Origin of the sequence: Azospirillum brasilense (genome assembly GCF_008365405.1) — a bacterium.
In the GTDB taxonomy this organism is placed as follows: domain Bacteria; phylum Pseudomonadota; class Alphaproteobacteria; order Azospirillales; family Azospirillaceae; genus Azospirillum; species Azospirillum brasilense_D.
Window position 1 is genome coordinate 878485 of the sequence record NZ_QOKV01000001.1, and the last position, 25961, is coordinate 904445.

The window sequence follows — 25961 nt, forward strand, 5'->3', positions numbered from 1 at the left end:
TCTCAGTCCAGGATGTAGGTAACATCGTAGCCGCTGCGCTTGAAGCGGGTCTTCAAAAGCGTGCCCTGCGCGTCGAACCAAAGGTCGCGTTCCACGTCGCCGGAAACGCGGTGGTGCCGCCGTCCGGTTTCCGTCGCTCAGTCGCAGGTGCTCAGTCGTCGAGAAGCTGCGCCAGCTTCATGGCGACGCCCATCGAGCCGTCCACCTTCAGCTTGCCCATGGTGAAGGCCAGCATCGGGTTCAGCCGCCCGTCCATCAGCTTCTTCAGGTTCTCGGCCGAAATGCGGATGGTGCAGTCGGGATCGGCGTCCCCGGCGTCCTCCCGCGCGATGGCGACGGGCGTCTCGCGGGCGTTGACCCGCACCGCCTCGCCGTCCTCCAGCGCGAAGCGGACATCGGCCTTCAGGCTGCGGAAGCTGGTGGAGCGGGACTGGAGCTCGCGCAGGATGTCCTCAACCATGGATCGGTCTCTCTCCCCTGGGTTCGTGTTTGTCGGATCTTGACAGTAGGCGGAGTTTACGTTTACGTCAACGTCATAACCAAAACGTTTCCGGTGCCTCAATGATCCGGGAACCATCAAATCAATCGAGGGGAGTGAAACCATGCAGACCGCCGCCGCGCCCGGACTCCGAACGCCCCGCACCGCCTTCCGCCGTCGCTTGTCCTGAGCCGCCGCGCAGCCGGGAGGATCGGAAATGACCGAGAATCTTGCGCGGCGGGGCAGCCTCGGGGACGACACGCCGGCCCATCCCTGGCTGGCCCATTACCCCGAGGGCATCGCCTGGGACCAGTCGATCGCCGTGATGCCGCTGGCCGAGCTGTTCGAGGAGGCCGCCCGCCGCTACGCCGACCGTCCGTGCCTGGACTTCCTCGGTCGCCGCTACCGCTACGCGGAGGTGCTGGGGCTGGTGAACCGGGCGGCCAAGGGCTTCGCCGCGATGGGGGTGAGGCCGGGTGTGCGGGTGGGGCTGTGCCTGCCGAACACGCCGACCTATGTGATCGCCTATTACGCGATTCTGAAGGCCGGCGGCACGGTGGTGAATTACAACCCGCTCTACGTCGAGCGGGAGCTGGCGCACCAGATCGAGGATTCCGGGACCGAGATCATGGTCACGCTCGATCTGAAGCAGATCCACCCGCGCATCGAGGCGATGCTGGACCGCACGCGGCTGAGGACGGTGGTCGTCTGCCGCATGGCCTCCATCCTGTCCCCGGTGAAGAGCGTGCTGTTCCGCGTGCTGAAGCGCAGCGAGCTGGCCAGCATTCCGCAGGACGGGCGGCATGTGGATTTCGACGCGCTGCTCGCCAACGACGGTGTGGTCCAGCCGGTTCGGGTGGACCCGCGGCGCGACGTGGCGGTGCTGCAATACACGGGCGGGACCACCGGCGTGCCCAAGGGGGCGATGCTGACCCACGCCAACCTCGTGGCCAACGCCCGGCAGGTGCAGGCCTGGTTCCCCGGCATGGCGCTGGGGGAGGAGCGGATGCTCGCCGTCCTGCCCTTCTTCCACGTCTTCGCCATGACGGTGATCCTGAACATGGGGCTGGCGGCGGGGGCTGAGCTGGTCATGCTGCCGCGCTTCGACACGCTGCAGGTCCTGAAGACCATCGCGCGGCGCAAGCCCACCCTGCTGCCCGGCGTGCCGACCATGTACAAGGCGCTGCTGAGCCATCCCGACGTGGCGCGCCACCCGATGCGGTCGATCCGCTACTGCATCTCCGGCGGGGCGCCGCTGCCGATGGAGCTGAAGCGCCGGTTCGAGGAGGCCACCGGCTGCGTGCTGGTCGAGGGCTACGGCCTCAGCGAGGCGTCGCCGGTCTGCGCCTGCAACCCGCTGACCGGGATCAACAAGGAGGGCTCCATCGGCCTGCCGCTCCCCGGCATCATGGTGCAGATCCGCGCGCTCGACGATCCCGACCGCGTCCTGCCGCCGGGCGAGAAGGGGCAGGTCGTGTTGTCCGGCCCCAACGTCATGGCCGGCTATTGGAACAAGGACGAGGAGAGCCGTCGCACCATCGTCGGCGGCTGGCTGTTCACCGGGGACGTCGGGGTGATGGATGAGGACGGCTACGTCTTCCTGCTCGACCGGTTGAAGGACCTGATCATTTGCGGCGGCTACAACGTCTATCCGCGCATGATCGAGGAGGCCATCCACCAGCACCCGGACGTGGTCGCCGTCTGCGTCATCGGCATCCCCGACGACTACCGCGGCCAGAGCCCGAAGGCCTTCGTCCAGCTCCGGCCTGGAGCCAGCCTGACCGCGGAGCAATTGAAGGATTTCCTGCGCGACAAGATCTCGCGGATCGAGATGCCGAAGCTGATCGAATTCCGCGCCGAGCTGCCCAAGACGGCCGTCGGCAAGCTGTCGAAGAAGGAACTGATCGCCGAGAGTTTGGAGAAGCCGGAGGGGTGACGGGGGAAAGGCGCGCGGCTTTGTCACATCGCGGCGGGTGTGGTAGGAACGGAGACGCCGTCCGGCGGTGTGGAACGAGCGGCCCTCGCCCCCACGCCGCCGCGGCGCGACGTGACGGAAGGCGTGCCCCCCACCATGGAACAGCTCTACACGGTCAATCAGTTGGCGGAGGAACTGGGCATCACGCCGCGCGCCCTCCGCTTCTACGAAGTGAAGGGGCTGCTGTCGCCCAACCGCCTGGGCAACAACCGCGTCTACACCAAGCGCGACCGCGCCCGGCTGAAGCTGATCCTACGGGGCAAGCGGCTGGGCTTCTCGCTGGCGGAGATCCGCGAGTATCTCGACCTCTACAACGTCGATGGCGGGGTGGAGCAGTTGAAGGTTCTGCAGAAGCGCATCGACGCGCGGCTGAAGGACCTGGAACAGCAGCGCCAGGACCTGGAGGCGACCGTGGGCGAACTGCGGGAGATCGAGGCCCAGGTGCAGGCCGCGCTGGACGAGCGCGGATTGGCGTCCAAGAGCGCCTGAGCCGGTGCGGTCCCGTCCGCCCGGCCGGGCCGGAGGGGGTGGGATTATGAATTTGCTGTTCCGACTGATCGCTGTCGTCGTGGCCGCCTTGGCGGGGCGGGCGGTGGGGTTCCTGGCACCGGCGCGGCTGCGCTTCCGGGTGTGGCCGACCGACCTCGACCTCAACATGCACATGACCAACGCCCGCTATTTCAGCGTCATGGACCTGGGGCGGGTCGATCTGATGCTGCGCTCCGGCATGGGGCGGTCGATCCTGCGTCACCGCTGGCAACCGGTGATCGGCGCCGCCAACCTGCGCTTCCGCCGTCCGCTGGCGCCCTTCCAGCGCTTCGAGCTGGCGACCCGCGTGCTGTGCTGGGACGACAAGTATTTCTTCATCGAGCACCGGGTGGAAACCGCCACGGGCACGGCGGCGCTGGCGGTGGTGCAGGGCGCCTTCGTGGCGCGCGGCGCCGTGGTGCCGCCGGCGGACATCCTGGCGATCCACGGCGAGCACCGTGAATCGCCGCCCATGCCGGACGTCGTGGCGGCGTGGCGCGAGCGACCGCTGGCGCCCTGACGCTTGCGCCCCGACACTTGCGCCGTGCCGGCCCGTTGCACTATGGCTGGCTGGACGTGAAAAGCCGGCAAAGCGGAAGGGCAAGGGTCATGGGCGCACACGGAATCAACGGCATCGACCATCTCGTCATCGTCGTCCGCGATCTGGAGAAGGCGCAGGACGCCTACCGCCGCATGGGCTTCACCGTCTCGCCGAGGGGCCGGCATGGCGAGCTCAAGTCGGCCAACCACACCATGATGTTCGGGGCGGGCGACTATCTGGAACTGCTCGCCATCGAGCAGCCGCACCCCTTCACCACCTATTTCAGCGACGTTCTGAAAACCCGCGAAGGCATCGCCGCGGCGGCTCTGAAGACCGACGACGCGCGGGCGGCGCAACGCCTCCTGGTCGAGGCCGGCTATCCGGCGGGCGAGCCGGTGGAGTTCGGCCGCCCCGTCGAGCTGCCGGGCGGGGCGCAGCAGGCGCGCTTCACAACGACCCCGATCGACGGTGTGCCGGAGTGGGGCGGGCGGGTCTTCCTGTGCCAGCACCACACCCCCGAGGTGGTCTGGCGTCCGGAGCTGGTCCAGCACGACAACACGGTGACCGGACTCGCCGCCCTGGTCGTCGCCGCGGACGATCCGGACGCCACCGCAGCCTCCTACGCCCGCTTGTTCGGCGCGGTGGTGGAGACGCGGGGGCCGGCGCGCGTCGTGCCGACCGGCAGCGCCCCGATCGTGGTCGCCGACCCCGCCGCGCTTCATTGGGGATGGACCGGCGACCCGGCGCTGGCGGTTGCGCGCCCCTTCCTGGCCGGGATGGTGCTGACGGTGGCCGACCTGGAGCGCGCCCAACAAGCGCTTCAAAAGAGCAAGTTCCCGACCGTCCTCGGCAACGGCGTGCTGCGCGTGTCATCCGCCAGCGCCTGCGGCGCCATGCTCGCCTTCGCCAAGGATTTCGACCTCGGCGCGCTGATCCCCTGACCCAGCCGGCCGCCGGTTCGTCATAACGGAATCATATTGCTGCACTGCGTCCGATCCGTTGGACAGGACGCTGTGGCGGGCGCACATTCCCCTCCTGCGTGCATGCTGCAGCGCATCATGGGGACGGACCGACGTGGCGGACGGCGATTTCGGCAGGGTTCAGATCGAACCGGCGGGGCAGGGGGCGGCGGCGAATTACCTCGTCGCCGGCACGCCGGCCTACAAGCGGGCGAGCCGTATCCTCTTCGTGGCCGGTTTCTCCACCTTCGCCGCGCTCTACTGCGTGCAGCCGCTGATGCCGGAGTTCACGCAGGAGTTCGGCGTCACCCCGGCGCAGTCCAGCCTTGCCCTGTCGGTGTCCACCGGCGTCCTGGCCTTCGCGCTGCTGGTCGCCGGGGCGGTGTCGGACCGGTTCGGGCGGAAGGCGATCATGGCGCTTTCCCTGCTCGCCTCCGGTACGCTGGGCATCAGCGGCGCGATGGCGCCGGACTGGGCGTCGCTGCTGCTGGTGCGGGCGCTGGAAGGGATGGCGCTCAGCGGTCTTCCCGCCGTCGCCATGGCCTACGTGTCGGAGGAGGTGGATCCGCGCTCCGCCGGGGTCACCATGGGCCTGTACATCGGCGGAACGGCGCTGGGCGGCATGTCGGGGCGGGCGCTGACGGCTCTGGTTGCCGACGTTGCGTCCTGGCGCATGGCGATGGGGGTGATTGGCACGCTGGGAATTGCCGCCGCACTGGCGGTGTGGTTCGCGCTTCCCGCATCGCGCAATTTCCAGCGTCGGCCGGCGGGCATGCGGGAGCTGGCGGCGGCGTGGCGCGGGCATCTGATGGACCGCGGGCTGCTCGCCCTGTTCGCCATGGGGTTCCTGTCCATGGGAGCCTTCGTTACCGTCTTCAACTACATCGGCTTCCGCCTGCTGGGGCCGCCTTTCGATCTCCGCCCGGCGGCGGTCGGGGCGGTCTTCACGGTCTATCTCTGCGGGGTCGTCAGTTCGCCGCTGTTCGGTGGGCTGGCGGTGCGGCTGGGGCGCGGGCGGGTGCTGGCCGCTGCTGCGGCGATGATGGCGGCCGGGCTGGCGCTGATGACCCCGGACAGCCTGTGGACGATGACGCCGGGGATCGCCCTGTTCACCTTCGCCTTCTTCGGGGTCCACACCATCGCCTCCGGCTGGATCGGGCAACGGGCGCCGGTCAACCGCGGGCAGGCCTCGGCGATCTATCTGTTCTGCTACTACATGGGCTCCACCATCGCCGGGACACTGGGCGGCGTCTTCTGGCACGGGTTCGGCTGGGCCGGAGTCGGCGGATTCGTCGGGCTTCTGTTGGCGGTCGACCTGATCGTGGCGCTGGGGCTGGCGCTGCGCCGCTGATTCGTTCATTGCGCGCATACTGAGGTATGGCTTCAACCGTTTTGGTTGCGCTGCGCGCCGCTTCGCCTCATTCTGGGTGCATCTGCACAACGAGGCGGCCATGGCACGTTTGTCCGTCTACAGCGACACCGATCCCACCGTTGTGGAACTGTCGTCCGCCGACCCGGCGCTGGTCACCGCCCACCTGGCGCTCGCCGGCGTGCTGTTCGAGCGATGGCAGGAGCCCCGGGCCGTCCCCGACGCCGCCGACGCCCAGGCGGTGCTGGAGGCCTACGCCGGGCCGGTGGCGGCCCTGAAGGAGGCGCGGGGCTTCCAATCCGCCGACGTGGTGCGGATGCCGCGCGGCCTGCCGGACGCGGCGGTCCGCCGCGCCGCTTTTCTCGCGGAACACACCCACGAGGAGGACGAGGCCCGCTTCTTCGTGCAGGGCGTCGGTGCCTTCTACCTGCACATGGACGAAAAAGTGTTCCGCATCGTCTGCGGCGCCGGAGACCTGCTGAGCATCCCGGCGCGGACGAAGCATTGGTTCGACATGGGGCCGGACCCGGAGTTCACCGCCATCCGATTCTTCACGCGCCCCGACGGCTGGGTGGCGTCCTTCACCGGCGACGTGATCGCCGACCGATTTCCGAAGTTCGAGCCGGAAACCGGTGCCGTTCCATGATCCAGCCGCCATGACCCAGCCGCCGCCGTTACCTTTCGCCGCAGCCGATTGCGGGCGAAAACCGGTGCTGTTACAAGCCCTTCGGTATCGGCGCCGACCCCATGGCGGCGCGCCACCCGCCTCGGAGGCTCCATGACCACGGACGGCCATACCGTCCCGCGCACGGGCAACGGCTTCATCGACGCGGCCCACAGCTCGCTGATGGACCATGTCGACGCCATCCGCCGCGCGTGCGCGGCCGGCGCTTCCCGTGACTCCATGGTTCCGCGCTTCAGCCGGTTCGCGGACGAGATGCGCATGCATTTCGACCATGAGGAGGTGATCATCCGCGCCGCCGGATTCACCCGGTGGGAGGAACACGCCAGCCATCACGCGATGCTGGACCAGCAGTTCGGGCGGCTCATCGACTATGTGCGCGACTGCGATGTCACCTCGGACTTCCTGTGCACGGTGGCGGGCACGCTGGACGCCGCGTTGTGCGGGCATGAGATTCGGCATGACGGCGATTACACTGCGCTGGTGCGCGACGCCTCCCTGGCACCGGAAGGGCGGAGCCTGATCGCCTGGAACAGCGCCTTCGACGTCGGGGTGGGGCCGCTCGACGCGCAGCATCGCCAACTCGCCGACCTTATGAACGAGTTGGACGCGATGAGCCGCCAAGGGGCGCCGACCAGCGAATCGCTGGACCTTCTGGGGCTCCTGCACGACCATGTGCACGCTCATTTCGCCATGGAGGAAGGGGTGCTGCGCCGCGTTGCGCCCGGCCGTTTCGTGGCCCACCGCAACCATCACCGGCAGCTGGAGGGCCAGTTCGCCCGCATCCGCCAGCAGGTGGAGAACGGACGGCTCGACCCCGGCGTCGCGGTGCGCGGCTTTCTGCGCTTCTGGCTGATAGACCATGTGCTCGGCTCCGACCGCCCGACCTTCGCCGAGGCGGCGGACGCGGCGCCCCGCTGATCGCCGCCATCGTTCTGATCCCGGGCCGATACCGGCCTGTCATCAAAAAATCACTTGAATCGCCGGGGAAAAAGCGTAATTCATCGGGGACGACGCACTCGCACGTGCCAATGGCCCTCTGTGGTTATGCAACGACGTACCGCGTCCTTTTTGGCAGAACCGGTCATCAGTGGGCCGGTCCCGAGAGGGAGGTAGGCATGTTGGCTCTCCACGGCAGGGCTCTCAGACGGTAGCCCATAGCCGGACATCGACGCTTTGAACCTGCGGAGCTGTTAGCCCGCTCGTGAGCGTTTGACCCGGCTTTTCTCCGTCACCTTTCACCACAACCCGAATTCCGGTCCGCGGCTTTGAAGGCCGTGTCGGATTCCCGTCTGTTCGCTGGACCGCCCCGCGCCGGGTGGCCCAGGGTAAGGAGTGCGCCATGGGCTTCATCCGTTCCCGTTCCGCCGTCGCCCCGCTTCGCCGCGGCGTTTCCGTCTCCCCCCCGTCCTTCGGCGCTTCGCCGGTGTCGGACCGCCGCACCTCCGTCCATCAGGCGGTTGCGCTGGCCCGGCCCGAGGAGCCGATGCACTGCATCCGTCCGGGCGTCCTGGCCGACACCGCGTCCAGCTTCGTGGCCGCCTTCGACGCCGCGGTGTCCGGCGACGTGCTCTACGCCGTGAAGTGCAACCCGGAGCCGGCGGTGCTGCGCGCCCTGTGGGCCGGCGGCGTGCGCCACTTCGACGTGGCCTCGCCCGGCGAGATCTGCCTGATCCGCCAGATGTTCCCGGACGCGGTGCTGCATTACATGCACCCGGTGAAGGGCCGCGAGGCGATCCGCGCCGCCTATCAGCAGTACGGCGTGCGCGACTTCGTGCTCGACAGCATGGAGGAGCTTCAGAAGATCCTGGAGGAGACGGGCGACGCCCAGGACCTCGGCCTCGTCGTGCGTCTGGCCCTGCCGAAGGGCAACGCGGTCTACGACCTGTCCGGCAAGTTCGGCGCTCCGGCAACGGAGGTGGTGGAACTGCTCCAGGCGGTGCGCATGGTGGCTCCGAAGGTCGGCGTGTCCTTCCATGTCGGCTCGCAGATGCTCGACCCGTCCGCCTATGAGCGGGCGCTGGAGCTGGCCGGCCGCATCATCGCGGAGTCGGGCGTGGTGATCGACGTTCTGGATGTCGGCGGCGGCTTCCCCGTCTCCTATCCGGGCGTCACCCCGCCGCCGCTCGGCGACTTCATGGAGGCCATCGCCCGCGGCGTGGCCAAGCTCGACCTGCCGGCCCATTGCCGCGTCTGGTGCGAGCCGGGCCGCGCGCTGGTCGCGCCGGGCGTGTCGCTGGTCGTGCAGGTGGTGAAGCGCCGCGGCAACGAGCTGTTCATCAACGACGGCGTCTACGGCGCCCTGTCGGACGCCGGCGTTCCCGGCTTCCGCTTCCCAGCCCGCATGATCCGTCCCTTTGCGCCGATGGGCGACGAGCCGGTGGAGGCCTTCGCCTTCTACGGCCCGACCTGCGACAGCGCGGACCGCATGAACGGCCCGTTCCACCTGCCGGCGGACATCCGCGCCGGCGACTGGATCGAGCTGGGCCAGCTGGGGGCTTACGGCTCCTGCCTGCGCACTGCCTTCAACGGGTTCGACCAAGCCCGCGTGGTCGAGGTTTCGGACGCGCCGCTGCTGGAAACACCCGGCTATGTTCTGAAGAGCTGCGTGGCATAAGTCCCGCATCGCGGGAAAGCTGTGGATATCCCTAAAAAATCACCGTAAACCATCGTTGGTCCGCCACCCTCCGCCTTTGCAAGAGGCGCGAGGGTGACGGGCTGTATTTCTGTCACGCCAACCACGGGGGACCGTCTTAGATGACCCTGGACACCAAGCACATCACCTTCACCGGCCGCATGGTCATTGTCGGCTTCGGATCGATTGGCCAGGGAGTGTTGCCCCTGATTTTGCGCCACATCGGAATCACGAAGGACCAGATCACCATCGTCACCGCCGAGGAGCGCGGTCATGCCGAGGCGGATGAGCTTGGCGTCAAATTCATCAACCTGCCGCTGACCAAGGAGAATTACGCCCAGGTGCTTGAGCCCATGCTGGGCAAGGGCGATTTCCTGGTCAACCTGTCGGTGGATGTGTCGTCCGTCGCCCTGTTCGAGTTCTGCCACAAGGTCGGCGCGCTCTACATCGACACCTGCGTCGAGCCGTGGGCCGGCGGCTACACCGATCCGTCCCTGTCGCCGTCGCTGCGGTCCAACTACGCCCTGCGTGAGACCGCGCTGTCGCACCGCGCCGCCTTCGAGGGCGGGCCGACCGCCGTTCTGACCCATGGCGCGAACCCCGGCCTCGTCTCGCATTTCGTCAAGCAGGCGCTGCTCAACGTCGCCGCCGACACCGGCGAATCGACGGAGGTCCCGAAGGACCGCGCCGGCTGGGGCGCCCTGGCCGCCAAGCTGGGCGTCAAGGTGATCCACATCGCCGAGCGCGACACCCAGGTGTCCAACGAGCCGAAGAAGGTGGGCGAGTTCGTCAACACCTGGTCGATCGACGGCTTCGTCGGCGAGGGCTGCCAGCCCACCGAACTCGGCTGGGGCAGCCACGAGAAGCATTTCCCGGTCGACGGGCGCCGCCACGAGTTCGGCTGCGACGCCGCCATCTACCTGATGCGTCCGGGCGCCTCCACGCGCGTGCGCACCTGGACCCCGCTGGAGGGGCCGTTCCACGGCTTCCTCATCACCCACAGCGAGGCGATCTCCATCGCCGACTACTACACCCAGCGCGACGGCAACCACGTCACCTACCGTCCGACCGTGCATTACGCCTATCACCCGTGCGACGACGCGGTGAAGTCGGTGCATGAGCTGGCCGGCAAGAACTGGTACATGCAGCCGAGCCAGCGCCTGATGATGCACGAGATCGTCAGCGGCACCGACGAGCTGGGCGTGCTGCTGATGGGCCACAAAAAGGGCATCTACTGGTTCGGTTCCCGCCTGGGCATCGACGAGGCGCGCGCTCTGGTGCCCTACAACAACGCCACCTCCCTGCAGGTCACGGTGGCGGTCCTGGCCGGCATCGTCTGGGCGCTGGAGAACCCCAACCGCGGCATCGTCGAGCCGGACGAGATCGACTTCCAGCGCATCCTGGAGATCGCCAAGCCCTATCTCGGCGAGCTGGTCGGCGCCTATGGCGACTGGACTCCGCTGCAGGACCGCGAGCGCCTGTTCCCCGAGGACGTCGACCACGACGATCCCTGGCAGTTCAAGAACTTCCGGGTTGTCTGATTGGGAAAGGGGCTCTTCGGAGCCCCTTTTCCTTTGGCGCGCTCAGAGAGTGAGCGCCAGCAGCAGCGCGCCGGCCACCAGGGCGATGCAGGCGCGCCGGTAGAGGTGAAGGGCGCGGGTGATGTCCTGCGCGGTGGCGGCGGTGCGGCCGGGCCCCATCCAGGCGTCCTCGATCCGCACCTCGCCATAGACCCGCGGCCCGCCGAGCCGGAGGTCGAGCGCCCCGGCCATCGCCGCCTCCGGCCAGCCGGCGTTGGGCGAGCGGTGGCGGTGGGCGTCGCGCCGCACCGACCGCCAGGACTCGGCGGCGTCGGCACCCTCGGTGAAGCGGGCCGCCACCCAGATCAGCAGCGCCGACAGGCGGGAGCCGGGCAGGTTGACCAGATCGTCCAGCCGCGCCGCGGCCCAGCCGAACGCCTCGTGCTGGGGCGTGCGGTGTCCGATCATGCTGTCCGCGGTGTTGATCGCCTTGTAGAGCGCGATTCCCGGCAGCCCGCCGACCAGCAACCAGAAGGCCGGAGCGACGACCCCGTCCGAGAAATTTTCCGACAGGCTTTCGATGGCGGCGCGGCTTACCCCATGCTCGTCCAGGGTGGCCGGGTTGCGGCCGACGATGCGCGACACGGCGCCGCGCGCCGCCTCCAGCCCGCCGTCGCGGAAGGCGGCGGCGACCGCGGCGACATGGTCGTGCAGGCTGCGCTGCGCCAGCAGAGTGGAGGCCAGCGCCGCTTCAAGGAGGCCGCCGAGCGGCAGATGCCGGCACAGCCCGGCCACCGCCGACGCCGCGCCACCCACCACCAGCAGCAGGACGAGCAGAGCCAGCACCCCCGCCGCCTTGCGGATGGCAAAAGAATCACGCTCCCGGTTGAGCGCGCGGTCAAGCTGGGCGATAAGCGCCCCGATCCACACCACTGGGTGACGGATTTGTGCGTAGAGTGCGTCCGGATAGCCGACGGCGGCCTCGATGAGGAGAGCGGCGGCGAGCACGGACGGATGAAGCTCCACGGGATCGAATCCTCTGGGGGAAGGGAAGGGGCGGGATGATGGCGGAATCGGCGGCGGGGTCCAAGAGGATCATCCATGGCGGAGACCTCGACGCTGCGCGGGCGGCCTTTCCGGGGGCTCCGGAACCGTGGGTGGACCTGTCCACGGGTATCAACCCCTGGCCCTATCCGCTTCCCGCCATCCCGGCCGAGGCCTGGACGCGGCTGCCGGGCCGCTCCGCTGAAACGGCGCTGCGCGAGGCTGCGGCCATTTGTTATGGAGCGCCGTCGCCAGACCATGTCACGGCCGCGGGCGGTTCCCAGGCGCTGATTCAACTCCTGCCGCGGTTGCGACCCCTGGGAACGGTTGCCGTCCTGGGGCCGACCTACGCCGAGCACGCCGCGGGCTGGGCTGTGGCTGGTCATCGCGTGACGGCGGTGGAGTCGCTGGAAGCCTGCGGCGCCGACGTGATGGTCGTCGTGAATCCGAACAACCCGGATGGACGCATCGTTCCGCCGGAAACCCTGCTGGCCCTGGCGGAGCGGCAGGCGGCTCGCGGCGGCTGGCTGGTGGTGGACGAAGCCTTCGCCGAGGTCGCCCCGGAGTGCAGCGTGGCGGCGGAGGCCGGGCGCGCCGGGCTGGTCATTCTGCGCTCCTTCGGCAAGTTCTTCGGGCTGGCTGGGGTGCGGCTCGGCTTTCTGCTCGGCGAACCGGCGCTGGTGGGGGCCTTGCGCACGGCCATGGGACCTTGGGCGGTGTCTGGTCCGGCGCTGGCCGTCGCCACCGCGGCCTTGTCGGATTCGGCATGGATCGCCGCCACCCGGCGCCGTCTGGCCGACGCGGCGGCCCGCTTCGACGCCCGGTTGGCGGGCGTGGGGTTGAGCGTCGCCGGAGGGACATCGCTCTTTCGTCTCATTGACGATTCCCAGGCTGCCGGGCTTTACAACGCGTTGGGCCGGGCCGGGGTGCTGGTGCGCCGGTTCGACTATCGGCAGGATTGGCTGAGGCTGGGATTGCCGGCGGACAGGGCAGCCGAAGACCGTGTGACGGCTGCATGCGAAATGTTCAAAATCCGATAGATTTTGTGCTCAAGATAGGCGATCACCACCATAGCGCGACAAGATGGCACACAGGGGCAAAAAGGCGCATGGGCTAACGTACTCCTGGTTTGCCTTATCGTGGCGCAAGAAACTTCCATGACGCTGTGGGGGCCACGCTGGATTCGGTCGGTACAATGAGTCCTTCTGGGGATGCGGAGGAAAGCCGTGTTGCGCTGTGGCGTGTGTTCGACACGCTGCCGACGGGGGTCTGCGTCACCACGGACACAGGGACCATTCTGTACGCCAACCCCGCCCTGCACGGTTTGCTGCGCTATGCTCCCGGCGGCCTGACCGGCCTCGGCTTGACGGCGCTGGAGCCGGAGGATGCCTTCCTCCCGACACCGCCGGACGCGCCGGGCGAGCGGCGGTTGCGCTGCCAGGATGGCGGAATCGTGTGGGTGGCGGAGTCGGTCGGTCCCCTCGCAGGTCCGCTGGGTGAGCGGCAGTCGCTGCGGGTCTACACCGACGTCACCCACCACCGGCAGGCGCAAGCCGCGCTGCGCGACCAGCTCCTGATGAAGGAGGTGCTGTTCGAGACGCTGCCGGTTCCCGTTTTCGTGAAGAACGCGGCCGGTGAGTACACGGACTGCAACGACGCCTTCGAGCGCTACACCGGACTTGAGCGTCGGAGCATCGTCGCCAAGACCGCCTTTGCCGTGATGGACCCGCGCATCGCCAAGGCGCACGCCGACCAGGATCACGAGCTGACCGTCAACTGGGGCCAGCGCAGCTACGAGGAGGCGGTTCCCTTCGTCGGCGGCACCACCCGCCTGTCCAGCCTGACCAAGGCCGTCTTCTGCGACAGCACCGGGAACCTGGGCGGCATCGTCGGCGTGATCCACGACCTGACCGAGGGGTTGCCCAGCGAGGAGCGGCTCCAGGCCATCCTGGAGCAGAGCCCGATCGGCGTGTCGGTGTCGCGCCGCGACGACGGCAAGATCATCTTCGTCAACACCCGCTTCGCCGAACTGATCGGTCTGAAGCGCGAGGATCTGATCGGCCGGCAGGCCCGCGACTATTACCTGGACCGGCACCAGCGCGAGCGGGTGATCGATCGCCTGCGCTCCTTCGGGTCGGTGACCAACATGGAGGTGCAGTTCCGCCGGGCCGACGGGTCGTCCTTCTGGACGCTGTTCACGGTCAACCAAGCGGTGATCCAGGGCGTTCAGGTGAATCTCGCCTGGATCTACGACTACACCGACCGCCGGAACATGGAGGAGGCGCTGCGGGACATGGCGTCCCGCGATCCGCTGACGGGAATTTACAACCGGCGTTCCTTCATGGAGTTGGCGCGCTCGCAGCTGGCCCGCGCCCACCGCTTCAGCGAGCCGATGTCGGTCTTCGTGCTGGACGTGGACCATTTCAAGCGCATCAACGACAGCTACGGCCACGCCACCGGCGACGACGCCCTGCGCATGGTGGCCGGCGGCTGTCAGGCCATTCTGCGCGAGTACGATATTCTCGGCCGGTTGGGCGGCGAAGAGTTCGTGGTGGTTCTTCCCGGCGCCACCGCGGAGGAATCCCGCGTGGTGGCGGAACGAGTGCGCCGCCACCTGTCCCGCATGGCGATTCCGGGACCCGAAGGCCGGTTCCATTTGACCAGCAGCATCGGCATCTCCGCGCTGGACGGTGCCTACGATACGCTCGAAAAGGCGATCCACCGGGCCGACCTTGCCCTCTACCGGGCCAAGCGCGAAGGGCGAAACCGAGTCGTCGTTTACGAACCGGGCATGTGATCCGCCATTCTAGAGAGAGAGAATCGGCACGATTCCGCCCATAAAGGCGGCTTCGTTTTCGCCTTTGACTCAATGTTGTGCGTTTTGTTTCAACCCCTTATACGCGCGACGCATGTGGTACAATTTGCCGCAGCCCATCGCCGTCCGTTTTTAAAGCCAACCGATTATTACGTACGCTATGAGTCGATCAACAAAAGGTATTACCAACGGTCGAGTTGGTGGCCTGTTTGTCGCGTGTTTGAAAGGCGGACGGTCATGGCGGTCGGCATAAGAAGCACACACGATACCCTGACCGGACGGGAACGAACCTTTCACCCTGACGAGATCATCGTCTCCAAGACGGATCTCAAGGGACGCATTTCCTACGCCAACGACGTGTTCCTGCGCGTCAGCGGCTACGGTGAATCGGAATTGCTGGGGCGACCGCACAACATCGTCCGCCATCCGGACATGCCGCGCTGCGTCTACAAGCTGCTGTGGACCCGCATCGAGGCCGGAAGCGAAATCTTCGCCTATGTCGTCAATCGGGCGAAGGACGGAGACCATTACTGGGTGTTCGCCCACGTCACGCCGGTTTTCGGCACTCCGGACAGCGGAAACGGGCGGACCATCACCGGCTACCATTCGAGCCGGCGCGTGCCGACACGCCCCGCGGTTGACGCGGCGGCGGGCCTCTACGCCGCGTTGCGGGCGGAAGAGGCGCGGCACGCCGACCGGAACGCGGCCATGGCGGCCTCCGGTGCCATGCTGGAAAAACTTCTGCGCGACAAGGGCACGAGCTATGACGAGTTTGTCTTCAGTCTCTAAATCGCTCGCCGCCGCCGCTTCGGCCGCCCTGCTGTCGGGGGCACAGGCGGGGTACGGTTTCATGGCCGGCGACACCGTCGTCGCCGCGCTTGGGCTGCTGGCGGTTCTGCCTTGTCTTGCCGCGATCCGCTGGCTGGCGCTCACCAACCGGACCATCCGAAAGGCCAGCACGGTCATCGCGGCGGCGGAGAAGGGGGATCTTCAGCCGCGCATCCTGAACATCCAGGGGGACAGCCCGATCGCGGACATGCTGCGGACCATCAACCGTCTGCTGGACCGCGTCGAGTCCTTCGGGAAAGAGGCCAACGCCGCCATGCAGCACGCGGCGGAGGGGCAATATTACCGGCGCATCGTGATGACCGGCATGGTCGGGGAGTTCGGCGCCTATGCCCGCCAGATCAACGACGGGCTGGCGGCCATGGACGGCAAGAGCCGCGAGTTCATCGAGAGCGCCACCCGCATCGGCGCCAACATCAGGGAGGTGGCGCAGAGCCTGTCGGCCAGCGCCGCCCAGCTTGAAGCGTCCTCCACCGCCATGACGGCAACCGCCGCCACGGCCAGCGAGCAATCCTTCTCCGCGGCCTCCGCGGCGGAGCAGGTATCCTCGAATGTGGACGGCGTGGCCGCGGCGACCGGGGAGGTGTCCGGCGCCATCGGCGAGGTGGCCCAGGGCGTGTCCCGCACCGCCGATCTCGCCCGCAGCTCGGTGCAGAAGGTGCGGGAGGCGGACGCCACCATCCGGTCGCTTCTGGCCGCCTCCGACCAGATCGGCGCGGTCGTTCAGCTCATCAACGACATCGCCAGCCAGACCAACCTGCTGGCCCTCAACGCGACCATCGAGGCGGCGCGGGCCGGGGAGGCCGGGAAGGGGTTTGCCGTGGTGGCGACGGAAGTGAAGAACCTCGCCAACCAGACCGCCAAGGCGACCGAGGACATCGCCGCCCAGATCGCCCAGGTCCAGTCGGTGACCCGCGACACGGCAGCGGTGATCCAGCATGTCGGCGGCATGATCCACGACATCGACGAGATCGCCGTGGGCATCGCCGGCGCCGCCGAACAGCAGAGCGCGGCGATCGATGAGATCAGCCGCTCCATCCGCGAGGCATCAGCCGGCGTGCGCACCGTCGCCGACGCGGTGACCAGCGTGTCTTCCGGTGCGCAGGACGCCAGTGCCGCCGCCAGCCAAGTGCTATCCTCCGCCGGCGAGCTGGCGCGCCGCGCCGTGACGCTGAACGGCGACATCGACAATTTTGTCGCGCGCGTTTGCGGCGGTCAGTGTTGACGATCGGCGACGGCCGTCCCGCTACGGCGTGAGGATGGTTCCGGGCGTGCCTACCGTTCCCTGGATGTGTCCATCGGCGGACCCGTCATCTCCAGCCCGACCGGCATGTCGTTCGCCAGGGTGCAGGCCTGCTCGGCGTCCTTGAGAGCGGCATCCAACGCCTGGATGCGATCCCGGCCAATGCCGGCGGCATCCCTGCGGCGGGCCGCCGCCACGAGTCCGCCGGCCAGTGCGGAGGCCCACGCGAAGCCGACATTGCCCGCGGCACCCTTTAGGATATGGGCCTCGCGCTCCACGACCAGAAAGTCGCCGTCTTGAGCGCCACGCCGCAGCCGGTCGAGATGGGCCGGCGTCTCGCGGACGAAGGTGTCCATCAACAGGCCAAACCCTTCATCGCCGAGAGCGTCGCGCAGGTCCTTGCGCTTGGCGTGGTCGATCCGCGGCGGCGGGATTTCAGACTCCGGAGGCGGTTCCCGCCGATCGGGGCCACTCCCCTTCGGAAAGCCGCTCCATCGCGCGACGGTCCGCAAGAGCTGGTCCGCCGCGATGGGCTTCGGCAGGTAATCGTCCATTCCCGCAGCCAGACAGGTGGCTTGATCCCCCTCCATGGCGTTGGCGGTCATGGCGACGATGGGAATGCGGGCGGCCGCCCCGCCCATCCGGCGGATGGCCCGGGTCGCGGCCAGACCGTCCATCTCCGGCATCTGCACGTCCATCAGGACGAGGTCGTAGGGCAGGGCGGCGACGGCGTTGACCGCCTCCAGCCCGTTCGACACGGAATCGACCGCATGGCCGTCCCGGCGCAGCAAGGCCAGCGTCACCTGAAGATTCACCGGGTTGTCCTCCGCCACCAGGATGCGGCGGCGGGCGGTGCCGGTCGAGGGGATGCTGGACGGTGTCGGGGTGAGCAGCGGCCCGCCCGGTGGAGATGTCGATGGAGATGTCGATGGAGATGCCGGTGGCGATGAACCGCCCGGCCTGCCGGTGGGAAGCGTATCCGGCGGCGAAACCCTGGACGCCGGGGCGGTGAACAGGTTCGAAATCGCCGCGCGGAGCACCGTCGAGCGCACGGGTTTGGCGATCCGCACGTCGATGCCGGCGGTCTCTCCCTCCATCTCGCCGATCCTGTGGGAGGTGGCCAGCGCGAGCGGCAAGTCGGCCAAAGCCGGTACGGCACGGATGCGGGCCGCCAGTTCCGGACCGGTCAGGCCCGGCATGCAATGATCGAGGATGGCGGCATCGAACGGTCGGCCGGTGGCGTGCGCCGCCAGAAGCCGGTGCAGGGCATCCTCGCCCGTGGCGGCGGATTCGGTTTCCAGCCCCATCGCGGCGAGTTGGCGGGCCAGCAGGTCGCGGTTCATCGCCAGATCGTCCACCAGAAGAATCCGCCGTCCGGCCCAGGTTCCCGAGGCTTGCGGCGTGGATGCGGCACCCGTCGGCGTGCCGCGCCACAACGGAATGACGACCCAGAAGACGCTGCCCTCGCCAGGCATGCTGTGAACCCCAATCCGCCCGCCCATCAGCTCCGCGAGGCGCTTGCAGATGGCGAGGCCCAGCCCCGTCCCACCGTGGCGCCGTGCCGATGACCCGTCCACCTGACTGAACATTGTGAAAAGACGCTTTTGGTCCGCCGCGGCGATGCCGATTCCGGTGTCCCTCACCTCGAAACGGATGGTCACCGGCTTATCCTGCTGGGCTGGGACCACGGATTCAAGCGGTTGCGGTCCGTCTTCAGCCTCGTCGGTGACAGTGTTCTGCTCCACCGACAGAACGATGGTCACGCTGCCCTGATCGGTGAACTTGACCGCGTTGCCGGCAAGGTTGATGAGGATCTGGCGCAGCCGTCCGGGATCGCCGCGCAGCGGACCGTGCAGGGCCGGTGGGACGTAGCTGGCCAGTTCCAGGCCCTTCGCGGCCGCGCGCGGAGCCAGCAGTTCCACCACGCTTTCCACCAGCGGCACGGCTTCGAAGTCGGACACCTCCAAGGTGAGGCGACCGGCATCGATCTTGGAGAAGTCCAGAATGTCGTTGATGATGGTCAGCAGCGATTCCGCGGAGTCGCGGATGGTGTCGGCATAGCCGCGCTGCTCCTCGTCCAGATCGGTTTCCTGGAGAAGTCCGGCCATGCCGATCACCCCGTTCATCGGCGTCCGGATCTCGTGGCTCATGGTCGCCAGGAATTCCATCTTGCTGCGCTGCCCGGCCTCCGCCTTCTCCTTCGCCTCGGTCAGCGCCCGCTCGACCCGCTTGCGTTCCGACAGGTCACGGAAGAAGGCGGCAAAGAGAATCCCTTTCTGCGTCTGCACCTCGGCGAGGGAGAGGTCGAGAGGGATCACCTCCCCATCCATCCGCAATCCGTTCACCTCCCGCGTGAAGTTCGGGCCGATCGGCCGAGCGCCCGCAGCGATGGCCTCGATGATGCGGCTGTGAGCCATGTGGTGCTGCGGCTCCATCAGTTCCTGCACGTGACGCCCGATCAGGCCGCCGGGCGGGTAGCCGAAGACGCGGTGGGCCGCGGTGTTCGCGGTTTCGATCACGCCATCCGACCGCGCCGTCAGGATGCCCTCCACGGCGGTTTCCAGAAGCGCGTTGAAACGGGCGTTGCCGTCCTCCAACTGGGCGTCCTTGCGGCGTAGAAGGATCAGCGCGGTGGCAAACAGCAGGATGACCAGGCTGGCCCCCAGTGCGACCCCGGCGATCTCCAGCTGGTTGGTCCACCAGCCCGCCAGTTCCTCGTCCTCGCTGCGGCTGATCGCCAGAACCAGCGGCCAGAGCGGCGTGGCGCGATAGGCGGTGATGCGCGCCTCACCGTCCGGGGCGGTCTCGTGGAACACCCCGCCCTCGGACGCGGGAAGATGGAGGCGGAACAGGTCCATCCCCGCCATTTGCGTGCCGATGCCGTCCGTCCCATCCTGCGGAAGCCGGGTCAGGAGCAAGCCATCCCGTCGATAGAGCGACGCCGTGCCGTGCAGCCCGTTGCGCACCGCACGGAAGATGCTTTGCAGATATTCGGGATTGACCGAGGCGACGGCGACGCCGAGAAGCGTCCCATCCGCTCCACGGATCGCCCGGCTCATTGGCAGAACCCATTTGCCGGACCGGTCGTCCGCAAGGCCGGTCGGCGTCAGGAACCGTCCGCGCACCGGGGGACCGACATAGAGGCCGTTGCTCTGTCCGGACAGCTGGGTGCGAAACAGATCCAGCTCCGCGAAGGAGGAGCCGAGCAGGTTCTGGTCCTCCGTGGTCGCCACCAGAACGCCCCGCCGGTCGAGCACCGAAAGGCCGCGAAGGTGCGGCGACCGCCGCAGCCGCTCCTGAAGCAGCGGAGACGGTGACCTTTCCTGGCCTTCCGTCGGCTGGCCGCGCAGCAGATTGCTGTCGCTGATCGCCTCGCCCACCGAGGCCAGAGTGATATCGACCGCCTGGACCGTCCGACTGACGGAGGCTTCCAGGGCGCTCGCCAAATCGTCGATGTTCTCCGCCGCCTTCCTCAGCGCCAGGGCGCGGTCGGCGTGGACGTCGTAGGCGACCTCGAACACAAGGGCCATCACCGATAAGAAGGCCAACGCGAGAAGGGCGCCCCGATGCTGGAACAGGGCAAGCTTGGCCATCACGCGCGGCTCCGTGCGGTGTGCTGATGTTTTGCGAATCTTAACAGTGGGCGGGCGAATCGCAAGCATGCGCTGTGCTTCACAGGCGCACAGTGCTATCCTGCCGCGATTCTGGTGGCGGTTCTGGGGGTGCGAGTCCGTGCGGCGTCTTTCCATCGCCCTGACGGCGCTTGCGCTTCATGCGGCGCTCCAGTCGGTGTTCCTGGTGTCCGGAGCGGCGCCGGTCCGGGCGGAAGGCCGGCTTGACCGGGTGCAACGCACCGGGCTGCTGCGTGTGTGCATCTGGCCTGATTATTACGCCATCTCATTCCGCAATCTTTACAGTGGGGAACTCCAGGGCCTGGACATCGACATGGCGCGGGCCTTCGCCCACGATCTTGGCGCACGGGTGAGTTTCGTGGAAAGCGGCTTCCCGAGCTTCGTCGCCGATCTGCTGGGCGACCGGTGCGACATCGGCATGTTCGGCATCGGCGTCACCGCGGCCCGCGCCGAGAAGATAGCTTTCAGCCGGCCCTACCTGCGCAGCGGCATCTACGCCGTTTCCTCCCAGACGCACCCGCGCATCCTGCGGTGGGACGACCTGGACCAGGACGGCATGGTGGTGGCGGTTCAGAAAGGCACCGTCATGGACGACTACGCCAGCCAATTCTTCCGCAAGGCCAGCGTCCGCATCGTGTCGGGACCTTTGGAGCGGGAGGACGAGGTCCAGTCCGGGCGCGCCGACGCCTTTCTCACCGATTACCCCTATGGCCAGCGGATGCTCGCCTTCCACCGGTGGGCACACCTGATCGCGCCGGAAAATCCGGTCCAAACCACGCCCTACGCCTACGCCGTGGCGCCGGGGGACCCGCTGTGGTTGGACCGGGTGAACCGCTTCGTCGAAGCGGTCAAGCGCGACGGGCGCCTGGAGGCCGCCGCCGCCCGATTCCGCCTGACCCCCATCGTGGCGCGGGATTGACCGTCAGATCTCGAGACCATCAAATCTCGAGACCATCAAATCTCGAGACCATCAAATCTCGACCTGCGTGCCCAGTTCCACCACGCGGCCGGGCGGAATGCAGAAGAATTCCGTCGCCGACAGGGCCGTCTTCGACAGAAGGATGAAGGCGGGCTCGCGCCAGCCCGGCAGACCGGTGGACCGCGACGGGATCAGCGTCTCGCGGCCCAGGAAGAACGACGTCTCCATCATGTCCAGATGCAGCCCGAAGCGACGGCACCGTTCCAGGGCGCGGGGAATGTGCGGCTGCTCCAGATAGCCGAAGCGCAGGACGACACGGAAGAAGCCCTTGCCCAACTTCTCCACCATAACGGCGCGGTCCGGGGAAACGCGGGGCACCTCCTCCACGATCACGGTCATGACGACCACCCGCTCGTGCAGCACCCGGTTGTGCTTGATGTTGTGCAGAAGGGCGTGGGGGACGACGTCGGGGTTTCCGGTCATGAAGATGGCCGTCCCGGCGACGCGCTGCGGCGATTGCGGCGAGACGCGCTGCAGGAACAGGTCCATCGGCAGGGCGTCGGCGTAGAGCCGCTCGGCCAGGATACGGCGGCCCCGACGCCATGTGGTCATCAGCGTGTAGACCGCCGCCGCGATCAGCAGCGGGAACCAGCCGCCGTCCGGCACCTTCAGCAGGGTCGCCCCGAACAGCGCGAGGTCGATCACCAGCAGGATGGAAAAAGCGGCCACGACCAGCAGGGGATTCCAGCGCCACAGCCGCCATGCCACCACCGCGGCCAGGATCGTGTCGATGGCCATGGCCCCCGTCACCGACACGCCGTAGGCGGCAGCCAGATTGCTGCTGGACCCGAAGCCGATCACCAGGATCACCACACCGATCAGAAGCAGCCAGTTGTTGCGCGGGATATAGACCTGACCGACCTCGTGCTCCGAGGTGTGGCGGATTTCGCGCCGAGGCAGATAGCCGAGCTGGACGGCCTGCCGGGTCAGCGAGAAGGCGCCGGAGATCACCGCCTGGCTGGCGATGACCGTGGCTGCGGTGGACAGCAGGACCAGGGGCAACTGCGCCCAATCCGGCGCCAGATGGAAGAAGGGATTCTCCAGCGTTTCCGGCTCGTGCAGCAGCATGGCGCCCTGCCCGAAATAGTTCATCAGCAGCGCCGGCAGGACGAGGTAGAGCCAGGCGATGCGGATCGGCGCCCGCCCGAAATGGCCCATGTCGGCGTAGAGCGCCTCGGCCCCGGTGACCGCCAGGACCACGGCGCCCAGCGTCAGGAACGCCACCCAGCCGTGGTCGACGAAGAGCGCCGCGCCGTAGAGCGGGTTGAACGCGCGCAGCACGTCCGGCCAGTGCAGCACCTGCATCAGGCCCAGCACCGCCAACGTGGCGAACCAGACTCCCATGATCGGGCCGAAGAAGATGCCGACCCGCCCGGTTCCTTGCCGTTGGAACAGGAACAGCAGGGTCAGCACCGCCAGCGTGATCGGGACGATGTAGGGGGACAGGGCCGGAGTGACGACCTTCAGCCCTTCCACCGCGCTGAGCACCGAGATGGCCGGGGTGATCAGGCTGTCGCCGTAGAACAGCGCCATGCCCAGGATCGCCAGCGCCATGATGGCGCGGTTGCCTGCCCTGGAGCTGAGTCCGCGGTGGGCCAGCGTGCCCAGGGCCAGAACGCCGCCCTCGCCCTTGTTGTCCGCCCGCATGACGAGCAGGACGTATTTCAGCGTCACGACGATGATGAGCGCCCAGGTCGCCAGCGACAGGATGCCGAGGATGGTCGGCTCGTCGAGCGGCAGGCCGGTGTGGGTGAAGGACTCCCGCATCGTGTAGAGCGGGCTGGTCCCGATGTCACCGTAAACCACCCCCAGCGCCCCCAGGACGAGGGCGGGCATGCGGTTGGCTTGAGGGGAGTGGCCCGGCGGAGTGGAACTGGGAGCGGCGTTGGGGGCCGGAGCGGCGCCGTTCGATCCGTCGCCGGTTTGCTGGTTGGCGCTGTCCATGATGGTCCGTTCGTTCGGATCGCGGTCCGGTGTCGGGGGTCCCTCCTTGCGGGCGGAACGCTTCGGCCGCGAACCTTCTCCTTACATCAACCGCTCACCACAAGACCATATGGTTCCGGCGGAACGGGACCGCCAGCCACACCGGGGAAAGCGGCGTGCTCCTTCGCGCCCGGCGTCAGGGCCAATGCCCTCGAACAGAACAAAGAAGGGACGCACAGCTTGTAGTTCATGTTTTGTTCTGATACGGTTTCCCCATCGAAGCCGTGGCCGCGCGTCAACACCGTCCGGCGCGGCGGCGCCAACTGATGAAGGAGGACTGCCATGTCGATCCTGGTTTTCCTGCGCGAGCTCGCCGGACTGACGGCCCTGTTCGGCACCTTGTTCGTCTGGACTCTGCTGGGCCACGCGGCCGGCTTTTGAGGCGCCACCCCTCCCGAAAGGAGTCGCCATAAGGGTTGGGCCTCCTCTGGATGATCATCCGAAATCCCAGGCAACCGTTGGCGATGCATCGCTTACATCCGGAGTGCGTTCACCGCAGCGGCCGGCCACATCCAGCTAAGCCGGGGCCAGCCGGGCCGGGGCAGGGGACGCGACGATCAGGCCACCGGCCGCGGCCGGCTGGTGACGACAACGCGGAATTCTGGGATCGGGACGGATGCGAAACTTCTTTCGGAAGCGGCGGGCGACCGCCGATGCGGATGACCGGATGTCCATGGGTGGCGGCATCACGGGTGGTGGAGCGGCCGGACCGGGCGCCACCCCGGGCAATGCGGCTCATGGTCATCCGCCGATGCAATCCCAGAGCCCGCTCGCGGGCCGTCCGGCGCCGCATCTGCGGCCGGTCGGCGGCCCCGAGGGCGGCGGTCTTGGTGGGGGTCTTGGCGAGACGATGCGCGGCCCATCCGGGTTGCGGCACGATCCGTTGAACAGCCCGCTTGGCGGTGGATTGGGCGCCCAGCGCGGCCAGGCGTCCGCCGACACGGAACTGCCACGCTTCACGATGACCGTGAACGGCGGGTTGCGTGGGCCGGGAGCGGTCGGTGCGCCGGCCATGCTGAAGGGGCTCACCCCCGAACTGAACGGTTTGCTGCGCGAGGCCTTCACACCGACGCGGCCCAAGCAGCAGTTGAATTCGCTGTTCATCGGCCGCACCGACACGCTGAAGCGCATCATCTCCGCCATTGAGGAGGAGCGGGCGCACGTCATCCTGTTTGGCGACCGGGGCCGCGGCAAGACCTCCGTCGCCAACGCCATCGAGAAGATCGCCGGTCAGGCCGGCTACCTCTCGCTGAAGCTGACCTGCAGCGCGGAGCTGAGCTTCGAGGACATCTTCCGTCATTTCCTGAAGAAGATTCCCTCCACCTATTACCGGTCGGGGATCGACAATCCCTTCGCCTCGCGCCGCAGCTTCACCAGCTTCAACGAGCTTCTGCCCGAGGGCGGCTTCAGCGTGACGGAGCTGAACGAGGTGCTGGCCGGCATCCACGCCACCCATGTGCTGCTGATCCTCGACGAGTATGACCGCATCACCGACGAGGATTTCCGCAACAAGCTGGCCGAGCTGTTCAAGAACCTGACCGACAGCTCGATCCCGGTGACTCTGCTGGTGGTCGGCGTGGCGGAAAACCTCGACCAGCTCCTCGGCAAGCACCCGTCGATCCAGCGGTCTCTGGTGCCGGTGCATCTGCCGCTGATGACCGATGTGGAGATCGGCCGCCTCATCAACGCGGGGGCGGAAAACGCCGGGATCGCCTTCGCACCGGAAGCCGTGGACCGCGTCTGCGAGTTCGTCCGCGGCCTGCCTTACTACGCCCAGCTTCTTGGCCTGCACGCCGCCCGCAGCGCCGTCAGCCGCGGTTCGACGGTGGTGGAGCGGGACGATCTCGCCTACGCCGTTACCCGCTGCCTCCAGGAGGCGGAGCGCGGCATCGTCGACTCCTACGCCCGTGCGCTGGCTGCCGAACGCCGCGCCGAACTGGAGGATGTGCTGCTGGCCTGCGCGCTGTGCCCGGCGGATGCCTACGGAACCTTCGATCCGAAGGACCTCGCCGGACCGGGCGGCTCGCCGCCGACCAAGGAGGCACTCGGCATTCTGGAGCGGCTCTGCCGCGAGGAGTATGGCGGCGTGCTGGCTCCGGTGGTCGAGCCGGGCTGGACCCGCTACCGCTTCCGCAATCAGATGATGCGCCAGTATGTGCTGATGCGGCAGGCCCACGAGCGCGGCCAGATCTGACCCTTCATCCAAGGCAGATCGGTTCGGGGAGGCCCCTTTCCGTCTTCAGGCGGAGAGGGGCCTTCATGCGTTCCGGCTTCGCCCTTTCCGGCGGATTGTTTCCAGCAGGTCAACGCGAATCGAGCAGAATCGCCAAAAGCACCGTGCCGGCAACCAGCCCGCACAGAACGACCACAATGGCAAGGCTGCGCAGGAACTGGCGCATCTCCCCTTGTTTCCAGGCGCTTCGGGCCAGAAGCAGCAGGTAGCCGACGGCTGCACCGCCGATCATCGTCCACATCGAACCATGCACCGTCGTCGTTGGAACCGCTCCCTCCGCATGGTGCTATAACCTACGGCGGGGTGGCTGCCGCGATCATAGAACGCGCGCGGCAAGGGGTGGATGCGCTTCTTCGGCATGAGTGCCTCCTGTCCGTTTGGGGTCGGGAACTTTCGGCAACCCATATGAATCGGGTATCACAGTCACGCATCCAAAGCGTGCGTCGGCGTGCGAGAAAGTGGTAGAAAAACTGGAAAGTATCCATTCGATTGGGTATGT

At 67.6% G+C, this 25961-nt stretch carries 20 protein-coding genes and 1 pseudogene; 15 read left to right on the forward strand and 6 right to left on the reverse strand.

Translation table 11 applies throughout. The features are described from left to right. Positions 1-2: 2 nt before the first annotated feature. Both DS837_RS32535 and DS837_RS04230 read right to left on the reverse strand, forming a co-directional pair. Positions 3-119 (reverse strand): annotated as a pseudogene (locus DS837_RS32535) (DUF6134 family protein); the annotation flags it as partial. 32 nt (positions 120-151) lie between these two features. Continuing rightward, positions 152-460 (reverse strand): SCP2 sterol-binding domain-containing protein, encoded by a 309-nt coding sequence (locus DS837_RS04230; protein ID WP_014240763.1) that lies wholly within the window; start codon positions 458-460, stop codon positions 152-154. 235 nt (positions 461-695) lie between these two features. Here DS837_RS04230 and DS837_RS04235 point away from each other — a divergent pair, with 235 nt between their 5' ends. The 9 genes from DS837_RS04235 to DS837_RS04275 all read left to right on the forward strand — a co-directional run bounded on the left by DS837_RS04235 (position 696) and on the right by DS837_RS04275 (position 10708). Continuing rightward, positions 696-2414 (forward strand): long-chain-fatty-acid--CoA ligase, encoded by a 1719-nt coding sequence (locus DS837_RS04235; RefSeq protein WP_149163549.1) that lies wholly within the window; start codon positions 696-698, stop codon positions 2412-2414. Between the two features lie 135 nt (positions 2415-2549). After that, positions 2550-2942, forward strand: a complete 393-nt coding sequence (locus DS837_RS04240; protein ID WP_094302185.1) for a MerR family transcriptional regulator — start codon at positions 2550-2552, stop codon at positions 2940-2942. Positions 2943-2988: 46 nt separating this feature from the next. Further along, on the forward strand, positions 2989-3501 hold the full coding sequence (locus DS837_RS04245) for a thioesterase family protein (protein WP_149163550.1): 513 nt from the start codon (positions 2989-2991) through the stop codon (positions 3499-3501). A gap of 89 nt (positions 3502-3590) precedes the next feature. After that, on the forward strand, positions 3591-4463 hold the full coding sequence (locus tag DS837_RS04250; RefSeq protein ID WP_149163551.1) for a VOC family protein: 873 nt from the start codon (positions 3591-3593) through the stop codon (positions 4461-4463). 133 nt (positions 4464-4596) lie between these two features. Then, positions 4597-5832, forward strand: coding sequence for an MFS transporter (locus tag DS837_RS04255; protein ID WP_149163552.1), 1236 nt, complete (start codon positions 4597-4599; stop codon positions 5830-5832). Positions 5833-5932: 100 nt separating this feature from the next. Further along, entirely contained in the window at positions 5933-6496 is a 564-nt protein-coding gene (locus tag DS837_RS04260) for a 1,2-dihydroxy-3-keto-5-methylthiopentene dioxygenase (RefSeq protein ID WP_149163553.1), read from the forward strand. Between the two features lie 132 nt (positions 6497-6628). Then, complete coding sequence (locus DS837_RS04265) at positions 6629-7453, forward strand: hemerythrin domain-containing protein (protein WP_149163554.1); 825 nt, start codon at positions 6629-6631, stop codon at positions 7451-7453. Positions 7454-7874: 421 nt separating this feature from the next. Then, on the forward strand, positions 7875-9149 hold the full coding sequence (locus DS837_RS04270; RefSeq protein ID WP_149163555.1) for a type III PLP-dependent enzyme: 1275 nt from the start codon (positions 7875-7877) through the stop codon (positions 9147-9149). Positions 9150-9289: 140 nt separating this feature from the next. After that, positions 9290-10708 (forward strand): homospermidine synthase, encoded by a 1419-nt coding sequence (locus DS837_RS04275; RefSeq protein ID WP_149163556.1) that lies wholly within the window; start codon positions 9290-9292, stop codon positions 10706-10708. Between the two features lie 42 nt (positions 10709-10750). Here the strand turns inward: DS837_RS04275 and cbiB are convergent, their stop codons facing one another. Beyond that, positions 10751-11713 (reverse strand): adenosylcobinamide-phosphate synthase CbiB, encoded by a 963-nt coding sequence (gene cbiB / locus DS837_RS04280; protein ID WP_149163557.1) that lies wholly within the window; start codon positions 11711-11713, stop codon positions 10751-10753. A 35-nt stretch (positions 11714-11748) separates the two neighbouring features. On the opposite strand from cbiB, the gene cobD reads away from it, so the two are divergent. From cobD to DS837_RS04300, 4 genes are all read left to right on the forward strand, one after another. Next, positions 11749-12771 carry a threonine-phosphate decarboxylase CobD gene (gene cobD / locus DS837_RS04285; protein ID WP_149163558.1) on the forward strand — a complete coding sequence of 341 codons (1023 nt, stop codon included), beginning with the start codon at positions 11749-11751 and terminating at the stop codon, positions 12769-12771. A 155-nt stretch (positions 12772-12926) separates the two neighbouring features. Beyond that, a complete protein-coding gene (locus tag DS837_RS04290; protein ID WP_149163559.1) occupies positions 12927-14528 on the forward strand; it encodes a sensor domain-containing diguanylate cyclase in 1602 nt (533 codons plus the stop codon). 255 nt (positions 14529-14783) lie between these two features. Then, the gene (locus DS837_RS04295) at positions 14784-15335 is read left to right on the forward strand and encodes a PAS domain-containing protein (protein WP_149163560.1); all 552 of its coding nucleotides are present in this window, start codon (positions 14784-14786) and stop codon (positions 15333-15335) included. Next, positions 15310-16617: a methyl-accepting chemotaxis protein gene (locus DS837_RS04300; protein ID WP_149163561.1), complete on the forward strand. Its 1308-nt coding sequence runs from the start codon at positions 15310-15312 to the stop codon at positions 16615-16617. The genes DS837_RS04295 and DS837_RS04300 overlap by 26 nt, the downstream gene beginning before the upstream one ends. Positions 16618-16667: 50 nt before the next feature. Here DS837_RS04300 and DS837_RS04305 read toward each other — a convergent pair whose 3' ends face one another. After that, positions 16668-20228 carry a response regulator gene (locus DS837_RS04305; RefSeq protein ID WP_247889752.1) on the reverse strand — a complete coding sequence of 1187 codons (3561 nt, stop codon included), beginning with the start codon at positions 20226-20228 and terminating at the stop codon, positions 16668-16670. A gap of 139 nt (positions 20229-20367) precedes the next feature. On the opposite strand from DS837_RS04305, the gene DS837_RS04310 reads away from it, so the two are divergent. Then, positions 20368-21186, forward strand: a complete 819-nt coding sequence (locus DS837_RS04310; RefSeq protein WP_149163562.1) for an ABC transporter substrate-binding protein — start codon at positions 20368-20370, stop codon at positions 21184-21186. Between the two features lie 51 nt (positions 21187-21237). On the opposite strand, the gene DS837_RS04315 is transcribed toward DS837_RS04310, so the two are convergent. Continuing rightward, entirely contained in the window at positions 21238-23190 is a 1953-nt protein-coding gene (locus DS837_RS04315) for a potassium transporter Kup (RefSeq protein ID WP_211102054.1), read from the reverse strand. 790 nt (positions 23191-23980) lie between these two features. Between DS837_RS04315 and DS837_RS04320 the strand changes: the two genes are divergently transcribed. After that, positions 23981-25423: an ATP-binding protein gene (locus DS837_RS04320; RefSeq protein ID WP_247889753.1), complete on the forward strand. Its 1443-nt coding sequence runs from the start codon at positions 23981-23983 to the stop codon at positions 25421-25423. A 109-nt stretch (positions 25424-25532) separates the two neighbouring features. Here DS837_RS04320 and DS837_RS31960 read toward each other — a convergent pair whose 3' ends face one another. Beyond that, complete coding sequence (locus DS837_RS31960; protein WP_170295725.1) at positions 25533-25703, reverse strand: hypothetical protein; 171 nt, start codon at positions 25701-25703, stop codon at positions 25533-25535. Between the last annotated feature and the right edge of the window lie 258 nt (positions 25704-25961).